Annotated in this window: 9 protein-coding genes; 5 read left to right on the top strand and 4 right to left on the bottom strand. The window is 67.1% G+C overall.

Annotated features, from left to right (window positions below; all coding sequences use genetic code 11):
* The 3 genes from H0487_RS11490 to mcrC all read left to right on the top strand — a co-directional run.
* Window positions 1-417 (top strand): integrase core domain-containing protein (locus H0487_RS11490; RefSeq protein WP_220793326.1); only part of this gene is annotated, 417 nt, incomplete at its 5' end.
* Window positions 418-1,301: 884 nt separating this feature from the next.
* A complete protein-coding gene (locus H0487_RS11485; RefSeq protein ID WP_183094375.1) occupies window positions 1,302-3,536 on the top strand; it encodes an AAA family ATPase in 2,235 nt (744 codons plus the stop codon).
* On the top strand, window positions 3,533-4,591 hold the full coding sequence (gene mcrC, locus H0487_RS11480; protein ID WP_183094374.1) for a 5-methylcytosine-specific restriction endonuclease system specificity protein McrC: 1,059 nt from the start codon (window positions 3,533-3,535) through the stop codon (window positions 4,589-4,591). Before H0487_RS11485 ends, mcrC begins: the two co-directional genes overlap by 4 nt.
* A gap of 270 nt (window positions 4,592-4,861) precedes the next feature.
* Here mcrC and H0487_RS24455 read toward each other — a convergent pair whose 3' ends face one another.
* The 3 genes from H0487_RS24455 to nrdR form a co-directional block, all read right to left on the bottom strand.
* Window positions 4,862-5,179 (bottom strand): HNH endonuclease, encoded by a 318-nt coding sequence (locus H0487_RS24455; protein WP_376766676.1) that lies wholly within the window; start codon window positions 5,177-5,179, stop codon window positions 4,862-4,864.
* Window positions 5,180-5,471: 292 nt separating this feature from the next.
* Window positions 5,472-8,372, bottom strand: a complete 2,901-nt coding sequence (locus H0487_RS11470; protein ID WP_183094372.1) for a vitamin B12-dependent ribonucleotide reductase — start codon at window positions 8,370-8,372, stop codon at window positions 5,472-5,474.
* A gap of 137 nt (window positions 8,373-8,509) precedes the next feature.
* Window positions 8,510-9,004 carry a transcriptional regulator NrdR gene (gene nrdR / locus H0487_RS11465; protein ID WP_183094371.1) on the bottom strand — a complete coding sequence of 165 codons (495 nt, stop codon included), beginning with the start codon at window positions 9,002-9,004 and terminating at the stop codon, window positions 8,510-8,512.
* A gap of 459 nt (window positions 9,005-9,463) precedes the next feature.
* On the opposite strand from nrdR, the gene H0487_RS11460 reads away from it, so the two are divergent.
* Both H0487_RS11460 and H0487_RS11455 read left to right on the top strand, forming a co-directional pair.
* Window positions 9,464-9,982, top strand: a complete 519-nt coding sequence (locus tag H0487_RS11460; protein ID WP_183094370.1) for a hypothetical protein — start codon at window positions 9,464-9,466, stop codon at window positions 9,980-9,982.
* Between the two features lie 188 nt (window positions 9,983-10,170).
* Window positions 10,171-10,500 (top strand): hypothetical protein, encoded by a 330-nt coding sequence (locus H0487_RS11455; RefSeq protein WP_183094369.1) that lies wholly within the window; start codon window positions 10,171-10,173, stop codon window positions 10,498-10,500.
* Here H0487_RS11455 and H0487_RS11450 read toward each other — a convergent pair.
* Window positions 10,497-14,906, bottom strand: coding sequence for a NosD domain-containing protein (locus tag H0487_RS11450; protein ID WP_183094368.1), 4,410 nt, complete (start codon window positions 14,904-14,906; stop codon window positions 10,497-10,499). The genes H0487_RS11455 and H0487_RS11450 overlap by 4 nt on opposite strands.
* Window positions 14,907-14,999: the final 93 nt, after the last annotated feature.

The following is a 14,999-nucleotide window of genomic DNA, read 5'->3' as shown; positions in this document are numbered from 1 at the left end:
GACCTCGCCTTGGACGCACTCGAGATGGGGCTGTGGACCCGGCAGCACGCCGGCCAAGACACCGCCGGTGTCATCGCGCATTCGGACAAAGGCGTTCAATACCTCGCCATCCGCTACACCCAGCGGCTGGCCGAGGCCGGTGCTGTCGCATCGGTCGGCTCGACAGGCGACAGCTACGACAACGCCTTGGCCGAGGCGTTCAACTCGCTGTTCAAGGCCGAGCTGGTCCGCAACCACGGGCCCTGGAAGAACATCGACGACCTCGAGATCGCCGTCGCCGAGTACATCGACTGGTTCAACCACCGACGGCTCCACGGCCAGATCGGACTCGTCCCGCCAGTCGAGTTCGAAGACAACCACTACCGGCACAACCCCGCGCCGACTACCGTCAGCGCGTCAGTTCAGAGCCTCTACTGAACCCGGCACGCGACAGTCATCGGCCGGACGAGCCCAGATCAAGTCGGGTGGAACGCTACGCGCGGGACTTTCCCACCGCCCAGCGGGCGCCCAACTGCCACCTGCGCCATGTCGACGGCGTTCCACCGGCTGATTGGGCTCACACCTTGGCGGCCATCTACCGAGTTAGGTGCAATCTGTTCCACGGCACGAAGTCAGCGGTCGGCGATGAGGATCGAGCGATCGTCGAATCTGCCGCCGGAGTGCTCGTTCCGATGGTGTACCAGCTCGTGCTGTCCCCGCCCTAACCTCTGCTGGAATCAAGCACGTCCCGCTGGCGCCGGTATGCGCGGAGGTCATGGTCAGTGAGGCCGCTGTACTCGAAGCTTTCAATCTCGTATGTGAGCGCTGGGACGTTTAACAGTTCCTGAAAGATACGAGAGGCCGCTCGGTGCCTCCGCTCTTCGTGAAGCAGTTCACGATCGGCGCTTATCTGCCGTCGGGCGGTCCACTGGGCGACACCTACGGCCGCAACGACGCCCACCGCGCTCCCAACGAGACCGGACCACTCAATCGCCATGGTCGCCAGGCTAGGCGCACGTCATTGCCGGCACAGACGGTGTGCCATTCCGCCGCGAGACGGCATGTCCGCAATCTCGGCCGGCCAGTGGACGGCAGTCGCCTGGCGGCACGTGGGGCATTCACCTCGGCGTCGACTGCTGGGACTACGCGCCGGACTCGCACAAACCGTTGCGCCACATCTCGACGACATGAGTGGCGGGGTCGTCGCTCCGACCGATGCCGCATATGTCCGTGCTCCAGCGGCGCTTTATGGTCGAGGACTCCGATCGGAGATTCGGCCGGTCGTCAGCCAGCGCGGGCCGCCGAACGTGGAGACTGCAGCCATGAGCGATGAACACGCCGAAGGTCTGCACACCGTATCTGCGCCGTCGCGGCCGCGGCCCGATATGGAACTCGCGGCAGAGATCGGCCCGCTGATCGCCCAGATGCTCGGCGACGGGCGTTCCTTGATCGACCCGGGGACGACGATCTGGACTGCATCGGCGGCCGAGGACCTTCGCGCCCGAATCGGAGACAACCCGCTCGTTGGCACACAGCAGGGCCAGTGGGACAAGCTCGACAAGCAACTCGAGGGCGCATCGCGGGAGGTGGTGTTGCTGGCCGCAGAGCTCGCCTTCCTGCGTGAGCATCCGGTTCGTTCGGCGCTTCCCGAGACTCGCAGAGGTCACGTCGAAAGGGTCTTGGCTCATCTCAAGTCCCCGGTCGACATCCCACACTCGATGGCGACCTGGCTATCTCGTCCCGCCGGAACCGCCGGGTTCGAACCAGGGCAGGCGTACAACGGCAGCCTGTGGCGCCACGTCATCTGGGCTTCAACGTTCGTGCGCTACTGGAGCGGCCTACCTGACGCCGAGCGTGCGAACGCTCGAAACGATCCGTGGCAGCTTCAGAAAGTCATGCTCGACTCCGGTGACGACCGCTCCGACATTCGCAATGCACTCCAGTTTCTCGCTCGCCCTGACGTTTTCGAGCCGATCTCGTCAGCACGGATGAAGGAACAGATCCGTACGGGGCTAGCCGATCGGATTGGTGGACCTTCGGGAAACGGCGCCATTGCGATTGACCGCGACCTTCTTGCAATCCGTGGTGCGCTCGCACATGAAGTTGATGGCCCATTCCACTTCTGGACACCGGGCGTGCGCGAACTCTGGGACCCGTCCCCGACGCCCAGTGAGGACCCCGAGGCGTCTGCCGGTGCTGAGGAACCTCGTCCCCGTCATTACTGGCTCTATTCTCCCGGAGCTCAGGCTTCTGAATGGGGCGAGTTCTCGTCCGACAATCTTATGGGGCTTGGCTGGGATGACATCGACGATCTGTCCCACTTCGGGAGCAGGGAGGCGATGCGTCAGGCCCTGGATAAGGACGGAACTGGGGCGGCGAACACCAACGCCTCGTTGGCGCTGTGGCAGTTCCAGAACGAGATCTGTGTCGGAGACATCGTCTTCGCGAAGCGCGGGCGGCAAGAGATCATCGGTCGTGGTGTGGTCACGTCCGAAGCGCGCTACGAGCCGGAGCGGGAGTCGTTCCGCCACATGCGCTCGGTTGACTGGACGCATGTGGGGACCTGGCCGCACCCGGGAACGGCGGTCATGAAGACTTTGACCGACGTCACGCGCCATCGCGAGTACGTCGAGCAACTCGAGACGTTGGTGGCCGGGGAGACCGAACCAGAACCGCCCGTTGTAGTGATCGAGCTCCCGGGATACGACAAGGAAGCCTTCCTTAGCGAGGTATACCTCTCCGAGGACGGATACGACCGGCTGAGCACCCTGCTCATTCGTAAGAAGAACGCGATCCTTGCCGGCCCGCCAGGAGTCGGGAAGACCTTCGCCGCCAAGCGGCTGGCCTACTCGATGATGGGCGCCAAGGACCCGAACCGGGTGCAGACGGTGCAGTTCCATCAGAGCTACTCATATGAGGACTTCATGATGGGCTACCGACCCACTGAGTCGGGTGGCTTCGTCCTCGCGGAGGGTCCGTTCTACCGGTTCTGCGAAGCGGCCCGAGATGACGACGACCGGCCGTACTTCTTCATCATCGACGAGATCAACCGCGGCAACATCTCCAAGATCTTCGGCGAACTGCTCATGCTCATCGAGGCCGACAAGCGCGGCCAAGACCTACGCCTTCTCTACAAGAACGAAACCTTCTCGGTTCCGCCTAACGTCCACATCATCGGGATGATGAACACTGCCGACCGCAGCCTGGCGGTCCTCGACTACGCACTACGCCGGCGGTTCGGGTTCTTTCAGATGTCGCCGGGCTTCGGCTCGACCGGGTTCGTCCGCTGGCAGCAACAGGCCGGTAGCCCGAGCCTCGACGCCCTGGTCACGGTTGTGGGCGACCTCAATCAAGCGATCTCTGAGGACCCCGCGCTCGGCCCCGGCTTTGCCATCGGTCACAGCTACCTATCCAAGCCACTCAACGGTGACGCTGACGATGCTTGGCTGTACTCCGTCGTTGAGGACGAACTGGTCCCGCTGCTCGAGGAGTATTGGTTCGACGAACCCTCGAAGGCCGAAGAATGGGCCAGCAAGTTGCGGACCGCAGTGGCATGACTGCCAGCTCGATCGCCATCCGCAACGTGTACGTGATGATGGCGTACGCGTTCCGAGCGATCCGCAACGCGGGCACCGAACAGCTCGCAGCCGAGCGGTTCGACCACCTCCACGACCTGCTAGCCGAGATCCTTGTCCGCGGTGTCGGCGCCCAGGTCAAGCGCGGGCTCCACCGGGACTACCTCCATCGAACAGAGGACCTCCTCGGTGTCCGCGGGCGCATCGACCTCGCTCGAACGGTCGCTCGTCGATCGACCACGCCGGGACGGGTGATTTGCGAGTTCGATGAATATGAGGCCGACACTCCCCACAATCGCGCCCTTAAGTCGGTGCTGGTGCTTCTTTTACGCCACGGCCATGTCGACCCAGCCCGCAAGGACGCACTCCGCCGACTACTTCCTCACCTCGAGGCTGTCACCCTGATCGCGCCGACCGCGATCCGCTGGGGCGACCTCACGTATCACCGCGCGAACGCCACCTATCGGCTGCTCCTCGGAGTCTGCGAGCTCATCGTCCGCGGGCTCATCCCTACGCAAGACGCCGGAACCGCCAAGCTCACGTCGTGGGTCTCGGACGAGGCGATGAGCAGCCTGTACGAGCGCTTTCTGCGTGAGTACTACGCCCATCATCACCCCGAGCTGGCTCCCGCCGCTCGCACAGTCTCCTGGGACCTTGATGGGCCGAAGGACCTTAGATCGCAGCTGCCCCAGATGCGTACTGACGTCACTCTCCAGCACCGCGGTCGGACGCTGATCATTGACGCGAAGTACTACAGGCAGTCCATGCAGACCGGAGCCTGGGGCAAGTCGACCATCCACTCGGGAAACCTCTACCAGATCCTGACCTACGTGAAGAACGAGGACACCGGCCGAACCGGGTGTGTCAGCGGACTTCTGTTGTACGCCCAGACAGAGGCTGATGAGCAGCCCCATGTCGACGTCGTCATCCAGGGCAACCGGATCGGAGCGCAAACTCTCGACCTCAACCAGCCGTGGGAACTTCTCCGCGATCAACTCGAAGACGTTCTTGGATGGTGGCAGCGAGCCGGTGGATGACTAGAAGCAGTGGCACGCGAGCTGGCCTTCCCCCGGCGACGTGCCTCCCATTCCAGCACGGTGTCGCTCGGGACCACCAACCCGCCTATCGGCGTCGTCGGGGCGAGGTGACGGCCCGCCGATGCTTCGACGGTCGGCTCTGGTCGAAGGCCGACGACGGCGGCGAGCGCAGAGGCCCCACCTCCGACGTCGCCGAGCGAAAATATTGTCAGCCCTGCGATGACCGTCGAAGGCTGCCAGCAGCGTCATTCGCCGCGATTGCGGCGGGCGTCATGTGCTCCGGTGGCGCAAGTTCGATGCTTGGCGCGCAGCACGGTCCGCTTCGGTCAGCCGCGCTACCACCGTCACGTCGACATCTGGCGGAAAATAGCTCAACCGGCGGCGCTCCAGGCCTCGCACGTACCACCAGGGCGGGCGATGACTGGCCTTGCGTCGATTGTGGTCACGGCAGAGAGCTTGTCCGTTGCCAACGACCGTCGGACCGCTGCGGGACCAGGGATAGATGTGGTCCGCTTCCGCCGCGGGTTGGCGACACCGGCCCCACGCGAGGAAGAGCGGCCCTTCACATCGACCGCCGGCTCGGGCCATGACAGTCGCGCGCGCCCGGTATCGGAAGCTCCGCCAAGGGTCTCGGCCCTGGCCGATTCTTGGCCCGCGGCCCGGCATGGGTGACGCAAGGAGCGCCACCAATACGAGCGCGCCGCCGAGCGGTGGCAGGAACGGCCCGAGCCCGTCGAGAAGCGCCGTGATCACGGGACGAGCTTGGCGGCGAGGCGTTGCCGCCGCATCCTCCGATCGGTTGGCCCTGCGTAGTCGGTCCGCACAAAGCCGAAGGGCGGCCACCCTCTCGGGTGGCCGCCCTTCGGCGTTCCAGCTCAGCTCAGCTGCAGCCGCTGGTGCTGCCGCAGCCTTCGCAGACGTAGCAGGAACCCGCGGGGCGCATCTTGGTGCCGCAGGTCATGCAGAGGGGGCTGTCGACGGCGTGGCCGGTGATCTGCTCGAGGAGCTCGGCGGACGTCCGGGCCTTGGGGGCCGCGGGGGACTTGTCGCCGATGACGATCTCGGCCTCGGCCACCTCGGGCTCGGCCGGGGCGGCGGTGCCGCGGACGACCACGGGCTGCTCGATGAGCTCGGCGGCGGAGCCGGTCTCCTCGATGGGCTCGTAGGAGCCCGTCTCGAGGTGGCGCTGGCGCTCCTCGGCGGAGTAGATGCCGAGCGCCGAGCGGGCGTCGAAGTCGAGGTAGTCCAGCGCCAGGCGGCGGAAGATGTAGTCCATGATCGACTGGCTCATCCGGACGTCCGGGTCGTCGGTGAGACCGGCGGGCTCGAAGCGCAGGTTGCTGAACTTCGACACGTAGGTCTCCAGCGGCACGCCGTACTGCAGGCCGATGCTCACCGCGATCGAGAAGGCGTCCATCACGCCGGCCAGGGTCGAGCCCTGCTTGCCGAGCTTGAGGAACACCTCGCCGAGCGAGCCGTCCTCGTGAGCCCCCGAGGTCATGTAGCCCTCGGCGCCGCCCACGGTGAACGACGTCGTCCGCGAGACCCGCGACTTCGGGAGGCGCTTGCGGGTCGGGGCGTAGACGACCTTCTCCACGACCTTCTCCACGACCGCGGTCGCGGCCTCGGCGGCGTCCGCAGCGTCCTTGGTGGCCTTGCCGCCACCGTCGGACAGCGGCTGACCGACCTTGCAGTTGTCGCGGTAGATCGCCGTGGCCTTCAGGCCGAGCTTCCACGACTGGAGGTAGATCTCCTCGATCTCCTCGACCGTCGCCGACTCCGGCAGGTTGACCGTCTTGGAGATCGCCCCCGACAGGAACGGCTGGCAGGCGGCCATCATCTTCACGTGGCCCATCGGCTTGAGGGCCCGCTCACCCATCGCGGTGTCGAAGATCTCGTAGTGCTCCGGCTTCAGGCCCGGGGCGTCGACCACGTGGCCGTTCTCCGCGATGTAGGCCACGATCGCCTCGACCTTCTCGGCGTCGTAGCCGAGCTTCTCCAGCGCCCGCGGGATCGTCTGGTTGACGATCTGCATCGAGCCGCCGCCGACCAGCTTCTTGAACTTGACCAGCGAGAAGTCCGGCTCGATGCCGGTCGTGTCGCAGTCCATCATGAAGCCGATGGTGCCGGTCGGCGCGAGCACCGAGGCCTGCGCGTTGCGGAAGCCGTTGACCTTGCCGAGGTCGACGACCTTGGCCCACTCCTCGGTCGCCAGCTTGTGGGTCTGGGCGTCGGCGATGTGCAGCGTGCGCACCTCGTCGTTGGCGGCCTGGTGCTTGCGCATCACCCGGTTGTGGGCCTCCGCGTTGCGGGCGTAGCCGGCGTACGGGCCGACGATCGCGGCGAGCTCCGCCGAACGACGGTACGACGTACCGGTCATCAGCGAGGTGATCGTCGCGGCCATCGAGCGGCCGCCGTCGGAGTCGTAGCCCAGGCCCATCGCCATCAGCAGCGCGCCCAGGTTGGCGTAGCCGATGCCGAGCTGGCGGTAGTCACGCGTGGTCTGGCCGATCGGCTCGGTCGGGAAGTCCGCGAAGCAGATCGAGATGTCCATCGCGGTGATGATGAACTCGACGGCCTTCGCGAACAGCGGCGCGTCGAAGGTGTCGTCCTCCTTGAGGAACTTCAGGAGGTTGAGGCTCGCCAGGTTGCAGGAGGAGTTGTCGAGGCTCATGTATTCCGAGCACGGGTTGGACGCCGTGATCCGGCCCGTCTCCGGGTTGGTGTGCCAGTCGTTGATGGTGTCGTCGTACTGCAGGCCCGGGTCGGCACAGGCCCACGCGGCCTCGCTGATCTTGCGGAACAGGCCGCGGGCGTCGACCGTCTCGATGACCTCACCGGTGGAGCGGGCGCGCAGCCCGAACTCGCTGCCCTCCTCGACCGCCCGCATGAACTCGTCGGTGACCCGGACCGAGTTGTTGGCGTTCTGGTACTGGACCGAGGTGATGTCCTTGCCGCCCAGGTCCATGTCGAACCCGGCGTCACGCAGGGCGCGGATCTTGTCCTCCTCGCGCCACTTCGTCTCCACGAACTCCTCGATGTCGGGGTGGTCGACGTCGAGCACGACCATCTTGGCCGCACGACGCGTGGCGCCGCCGGACTTGATGGTGCCGGCCGAGGCGTCGGCACCGCGCATGAAGGAGACCGGGCCGGACGCCGTGCCGCCGGACCGCAGGAGCTCCTTGGAGGAGCGGATACGGGAGAGGTTGAGGCCGGCACCGGAGCCGCCCTTGAAGATGAAGCCCTCTTCCTTGTACCAGTTGAGGATGCTGTCCATGCTGTCGTCGACCGACAGGATGAAGCAGGCCGACACCTGCTGCGGGGACTGCGTGCCGACGTTGAACCACACCGGGGAGTTGAAGGAGAAGTACTGGTTGACGAGCAGCCAGGTGAGCTCGTGCTCGAAGACCTCGGCGTCGGCCGGGCTCGCGAAGTAGCCGTGCTCGATGCCGGCCTTGGTGTAGGTCTTCACCACGCGGTCGATGAGCTGCTTGAGACCGGTCTCGCGCTCGGGGGTGCCGACGGCGCCACGGAAGTACTTCGTCGTGACGATCGTGCTCGCGTTGACCGACCAGAAGTCGGGGAACTCCACACCGCGCTGCTCGAAGACGGTCTCGCCGGTCTTCCAGTTCGTCTGGACGACGTCGCGGCGCTCCCAGGTGATCGCGTCGTAGGGGTGGACACCCTCGGTGCTGAAGATCCGCTCGATCTTCAGTCCGGTGGCGCCCGGCGTACCGCTGTCGGTCGCCTGGCTGGCTGCGGAGTTGGCCGTCTCTGTCACTTCATCCCCCTGGCTGGGTGTTCCGGTGTGGGTGGTGCGGGTGGTGCTGATGGTGCGCTGGGGTCCCGACAGAACCGGGACCGGAGCTTGGTGCCCGGGCAGACAGCTTCCCCACTCTCTGCCCGGGCGGTCTGGGGTCAGCCCGTTGGGGCTGGTGCAGGCGCCTCTTGTTCAACAACGGTGCCCGCTCGCTCCATCCGCATGAGCGCGATCTCGGCCTCGAAATCCGCAGCGGACTCGAAGCCTCGGTAGACGCTCGCGAAGCGGAGGTAGGCGACCTCGTCGAGGCGGCGCAGTGGTGCGAGGATCGCCAGGCCCACCTCGTGGGCGGCGATCTCCGGGCTGCCGTCGAGGCGGAGCTGGTCCTCGACCACCTGGCCGAGGCGAGCGAGGTCGTCCTCGCTCACCGGACGGCCGTTGCAGGCCTTGCGGACGCCGGCCACCGCCTTGTCGCGGTTGAACGACTCGGTCGCGCCCGAGCGCTTGAGGACCGTCAGCTGCATCAGCTCGACGGTCGTGAACCGCTTCTCACAGTCCTGGCAGACGCGGCGGCGACGGATCGAGCAGCCGTCGTCGGACACCCGCGAGTCGAGGACCTTGGTGTCCTGGTGCTTGCAGTAGGGGCAGTGCATCGGACGGTCCTCCTCTCGGACGCGGGGGCTGCCCCTCGGGGCATGCCAAAGCAGACCCTCGCGTGGGCCGGCCCTGTGGATAACGGGAGCTCTAGCTGTGCAGTTCGGGCCTTCAACTGTTGATGACCTGTGGATGAACTACACGGTTGTAACTACTAGATGTTGTGGTGACCCTACGCCCCCACCACTAGGGGTGCAAGTGGAACCCGCGAAGAGTTCGTGACGAATGTCAGATGGATCACGTTTACGCAGGTCAGGAGCCTGGATCTCGGATCAGGTACGGCGTGTCGGTGGGCGTGTCGCCGCGTCCGAGGCGGTCTCACAACCGTCTCACTCCCCACTCAAATGGTTCGAAGGGACGTATCGGAGGAAGCATCTCGTCACTAGCGTTGGGCTAGCTCGAAGAGGCCTCGGGGCCGATCGATCCATGCACGCACACATCCCTGCCCGGAGGGCCCCATGAAGACCACTCGTACCCGTCGCCTGCTCCTCGCCGTCCCGGCGACCGCGCTCGCGCTCACCACCCTCGTCGGCTGCGGCGACATCCTCAAGGACCAGGTCGAGAAGAAGGTGGAGGACGCCGCCAAGAGCGAGGGCGTCGACCTCGACGTCGACCTGGACAGCGGCGACGTCAAGGTCGACACCACCGACGGCGGCGCCGTCACCGGCGAGCTCCCCAAGGACTACCCCTCCGACGAGGCCCCCGTCGTCGACGGCGAGATCCTCGCCGGCACCTACACCAAGAACCCGGCCTCCTGGAACGTCACCATCGAGGTCGGCCCCGCCGGCGGCGACAAGCAGGGGGCGTACGACGAGGCCGCGGCCAAGCTGCTCGACGGCGGCGCCTCCGAGGGCACCGCGCCGGTCGACAACGGCACCTCGATCAGCGGCACCTACCTCAGCGCGTCGTACACGATCGTCCTCGCCGTCACCGACTCCAACGGGATCGTCGTCAACTACACCGTGTCGCCGAAGTAGTCACCCGTCCCCGCGCCTGGCGCGGGGTTCCGGCGACGGGCCGCTCAGCATTCGTGGGGACGCTGGGCGGCCCTTCGTCATGCTCGAGGTCGTTCCTCGGCGCCATCGTGACCGGATGGCATAACGGTTGTCCCATCGGTTGGCGCGTCCGCGTCTCGTCGCCTTGATATGTCGGACACAATGACGCGGTGACCAGCGGGAAGCGGGCGGGAGCCCGGCAGAAGCAGGGCTTCCAGCCCAAGCTGCTGCTCCTCGCGCTCGGCATCACCGGCTGCGTCGTCGCCTGGGGCTACCTCGTGTACGCCGCCATCGACTTCGGCTCCGCCGCCCGCCACGACGGCGAGACCGCGGCCTGGTTCTACCTCGGCGTGGCCGGTGTCGGCGCCGTCGCCTGCCTGTTCCTCGGCTTTATGCTCGTCGCGCGGCTCTCCCGCGCGATCGGTCTCACCGCCTCCCCCGAGCCGAAGCCCAAGCGCGACCCCAGCGTCCCCAAGGGCGGCAAGCGCGCCGCTCGTTAGGCCGGCACCCTCACGCAGCGGGAGAGCTCCGACGTCCCGGTCGGCCCGGTCGCCGTCGTCGTGAGCCACGAGCCGGTCGGCACCGACGCCGGCAGCGTCAGCTGGAACGACGCCGGGCTCCCACCCACGACGACCTGGACCTGGCCGACGTAGGTCTCGGCCTCGCCGTGGTCGGACGCGTCGCAAGTCGCGGAGCGGAACACCTCGACGACGTAGGTCCCCGGTAGCGCGTCGAGCGTGCCGCTGACCTTGACCCCCGTCCCCCGCACGACGCCGGTGACGACCGGGAAGTTCTGGACGCCGTTGGCCCCGACGTCGGCGTCGCCGGTGTCGTTGAGGGTCAGGCCCTCGAGATGGAGGTCGATCCCCAGCCCGCCGCTGCCGGAGACCAGGTTGCCCCGCAGCCGGTTGAGGTCCGCCTCGTTGCCGGAGACCCGGATGCCGGCCCAGCCGCTGTGGGCGACCACGTTGTTGCTGACCAGTGAGTCCACCGCCTCGCTCAGCCAGATGCCGTTGCGGAGGTTGGCCATCGCGACGTTCCCGCTCCGGTTCAGACCGAGGACGTTGCGTCGCACCGTCGTACCGGTGGCCCCGACGAGGATCCCGTGCCGGCCGTTGGCGGACACCAGGTTGCTGGTCGCGTCGGTCGTGCCGCCGACCGTCGTGTCCGTCGCGCCGCCGACCCAGATCCCGTTCTGGCCGTTGCCGAGCGCCACCTCGCCGGTCGGGTCGACGCCGATGTAGTTGCCCTGGATCACGGTCCCCTCGTTGCCGGCGTACAGGACGATCCCGTCATTCGTGTTGGCCGAGATGACGTTGCGGTCGCTCGGGTTGGTGCCGCCGATCACGGTGTCGGTGGCGCCGTCGAGCCAGATGCCGTAGCGGTTGCCGGCGGCGTTGTGCCCGGCGCTGTCGACGCCCACCCAGTTGCCCGAGATCCGGTTGCCGTCGCCCGACACGAAGATCGCGATGTCGGCGAACCGGTTGATGACGAAGCCCTTGATCACGGTGTCGTCGGTGTCGATCGCGAAGGCCTGGTCGGGGAAGCCGGTCCCGCTGCCGTCGATCTCGACGATCGGCCGGCCGTTGGACCCTGGTTGCGTGGTCGCGTCGATCACCACCGGGTCGGTGATCTCCGGCAGCACCGGCCCCGGTTCGAGGGTGACCGGTCCGCTGCCGATCGCGAAGATGATCGTGTCCCGCCCGGGGGCGTCGTTGGACTCCTGGATCGCCGCGCGCAGCGTGCACACCCCGGTCAGCCCGGTCTCCTCGCTGCCGGTGTCGCACACCGCGTCGTCGAGGTCCCCGTCGCTGGTGTCGTCGGGCGCGTTCACGATGTGCGTCGCGGCGCACGGGCCCTGCCGGTCGTGACCGACGGAGAACTCCGAGGTGCCCTCCGGACCGGTCGCCGTCGCCGTGACGACCGCCCCCACCGGGAGCCCGACCTGGTACGTCCGGTTGAAGATCAGGTCACCCGCACCGTTGGTGGTGAGCTGCACCCGGCCGACGTACGTCGTGCCCTCGCCGTGCCGGCTCGGGTCGCAGGCCGACGAGCTGAAGAACTGCAGCACGTACGGCGTGCTGGGCGCGCTCGACAGCGTGCCCTGCACCGTGGTCGTGGTGGCGGTGCCGTGGACCGAGGTCAGGACCGGGAAGTTCTGGGTGCCGTTGGGCCCGCTGTCGGTGTCGTCCGGGTCGTTCGGCGACACCTCACCGTGGTCGACCCCACCGTCCTGGAGGTTGATCCCGAGCCCGCGCGGGGAGCCGTTGGAGAAGATCGAGTTCGACAGGATGTCGTGCCCGGTGCCGCCGTACACGTTGACGCCGTCCTCGCGGTTGAAGGCGATGATGTTGCCGTCGACCGGGTCCCCGCCGATCACGTCGTTGTCGAAATTGTCGTAGACCAGCACTCCGTGCGCGTCGTTCGGGAGCGCCGTGCCCCCGTCGCGCTGGGTGCCGATGTAGTTGCCCTGGACCAGGTTGCCTCCGGCGTTGAACAGCTCCACGCCGTTAGAGCCGTTGCCCGAGATCACGTTCAGGAACCCGGGGGCGCCGTCGCCGATCCGGTTGTTCCTCGAGTTCGCCACCACGCCGTTCGCCTCGTTGCCGAGGTCGTCGGCGCCGGTCACGTCGGTCCCGATGAAGTTGCCGAAGACCTTGTTGCCGCCACCACAGGCGCCGGACATCGAGAGCCCGTTGTCACCGTTACCCGAGATGAGGTTGCGCTGCCACCCCTCCTCGCCCCCGATGAAGTTGCCGCCCGAGTGCTGGAGCGCGATGCCGTCGCGCCCGTTGCCCAAGTCGAGGCGACCCGTCAGGTCGGTGCCGATGTAATTGCCCTCGAAGAGGTGGAGTCCGGACGCGGAGTCACAGTCCTGACCCGGGACCGGGCTCGCGTGGATCCCGTTGCCCGACCACCTGTTGATGGCCATCGCGCGGACGGTCGACGCATCGCTCCCGGTGCCGAAGAACAGCCCGGAGCACGGGACGCCGCACTGGGCCAGGCTCCCGTCGAGCTCGACGCACGGGTGGCCCGTCCACGGAGCGCAGCGCGCGCCCAGGAAGAACGCCCCGATCATCGGCTGGGTCGAGGCGTCGATGATCAGCCCCTTGCCCTCGATCGCGGGCAGCCGCGACCCCGGACTGATCGTGCGCGATCCGCCGAGGAAGACCGGGCCGACCGAGTCGGTGATCGCGAACGTGATCCGGTTGTGCTTGCCCTTCTCGTGCAGCGCCTGCTGGATCGCGGCGCGCAACGTGCACGCCTTGGGACAGTCGCCGTCGTTGAGGTCCGGGTCGCCGCTGTCGCCGGTCGAGTTCACGACGTACCCCTGGCAGGCGTCGCCCACCTGGTTGCCGTCGGAGTCGTTCTGGTCGGGGTTCGCCATGTTGGGGCAGTTGTCGATCACGTCCGGGATCGGGAACGAGAGCCCCCCGAGTCCGAACTCGTCGCCGTCCCGGTTGTTGAGGAAGTGCTCGGGCGGCGAGTTGCACTCCACGCCGGTGACGATGTCCTTGCCGCGCTGGGTCGGACGGATCTGCCGGTCGAGGTTCGTGATCAACGAGGTGACCAGCGAGTCGCGATAGGCACCGTGGCCGGGAGCGCACGGGTGGAACGAGCCCTCCTTGTCGGCCTGGTTGACGAACGACTCCTCCAGCCGCACCACCCAGTGCGGCTCTGCGCAGTAGCCGTGACCCGGAGCGCCCTTGTACGCCTTCACGATCCCGGAGACGAAGTTCCAGCCGAACGCATCGACCTTGCGCTTGATGATCTGGTTCATCCCGCCGACGACGGTCTTGGAGGCCCAGGCGGCCTCGGGGCCGTCGATCAGCCCCTCGACGAGCGGAGCGCAGGTGGTCCCGGCCTCGCTGGGCGTCGGGTCGAAGTACTCCGTGACGTAGATGTCCTCGGCAGCGACCTGCAGTCCGACCTGCGCGATCCGCTTGCGGAGCTTGTTGTAGAGCGGTCCGAGCAGCGGTGACCGCGCGTCCCAGATGTCAGCCGCATCGAAGACCACCGGGTTCTTCTTGTGGCAGCCGAAGATGTTGATCAGGCAGTTCTTCACCACCTGCGAGAACAGCATGTCGTTGGCGCCGATCGAGATCATGAGGACGTCGATCGTTCGGTTGCCGACCAGCTGCTTGAGCTGGGTCAGCTGCGGCGGCAGGGGCGCACCGCCGGTCGGCTCGATCCCCACGTACGGGTCGATCAGGCCGCCGTCAGCCAGGTCGTCGCCGGGCACCGGGTCGGCGATCGACGCTCCCGAGCAGGCGAGGTGCACGAAGGTCACCGACGTCCGGTCGCTGGTGGTCTCCAGGTGCCGGGCGGCCTGGGCCGGGCCGGCCACCGCCGAGCGGTGGCACCGCTCGTCCTGCCAGGTCGCGTCGATCGGGATCTTGACCTCGTTGCCGTTCAGGTCGGCGTCGACCAGGTGCTCGGTCGCATACGGGTTGCCCTCGCCCGAGGCGATCGAGTCGCCGATCGACACCACCAGCAGGTCCTTGACCTTCACCGGCTGGCGGGCGACGTCCCGACCGCCGTTCGCGGTGATCACGGTCAGCTCCACCCGGACCTCGCCCTCCTTGCGGAAGCTGCGGGTGAGCTGGCAGTCGTCGGTCGTCGTGACGTCCGAGCCGAACTTCCAGCGGTAGGTGCGGATGGTGCTGCCGCCGCCCGTCGAGCCGCACGCGTCGAAGTGCACCCGGAACGGCGACTGGACGGCGTCGGGGCGACGTCGGGGGTCGAGGTAGCCGTCGCCGGTCGAGTCGACGTACCGCTGCTCCATCTCCCACGTGAACCGCGCCGTCGGTGCCGCGGCCGCGCCGGCCGGCTGCCCCGGCAGCAGCGGCAGGACGACCGCCAGCACGACCAGGACCAGGAAACGACGAACGAACGAACCCGACATCGGAGCCACCACCCTCTTGAGCACCCGAGATGGTGATCCCTGTATAGGCGAGGGCGAGGTCGCTGTCTTTACTTCGGGAAGAACGGGGCCGCG

Origin of the sequence: Nocardioides stalactiti (assembly GCF_014180715.1) — a bacterium.
Lineage (GTDB): Bacteria > Actinomycetota > Actinomycetes > Propionibacteriales > Nocardioidaceae > Nocardioides > Nocardioides stalactiti.
Note: the sequence above shows the minus strand (reverse complement) of the source record. Positions and strands in the feature narration are given on the sequence as shown.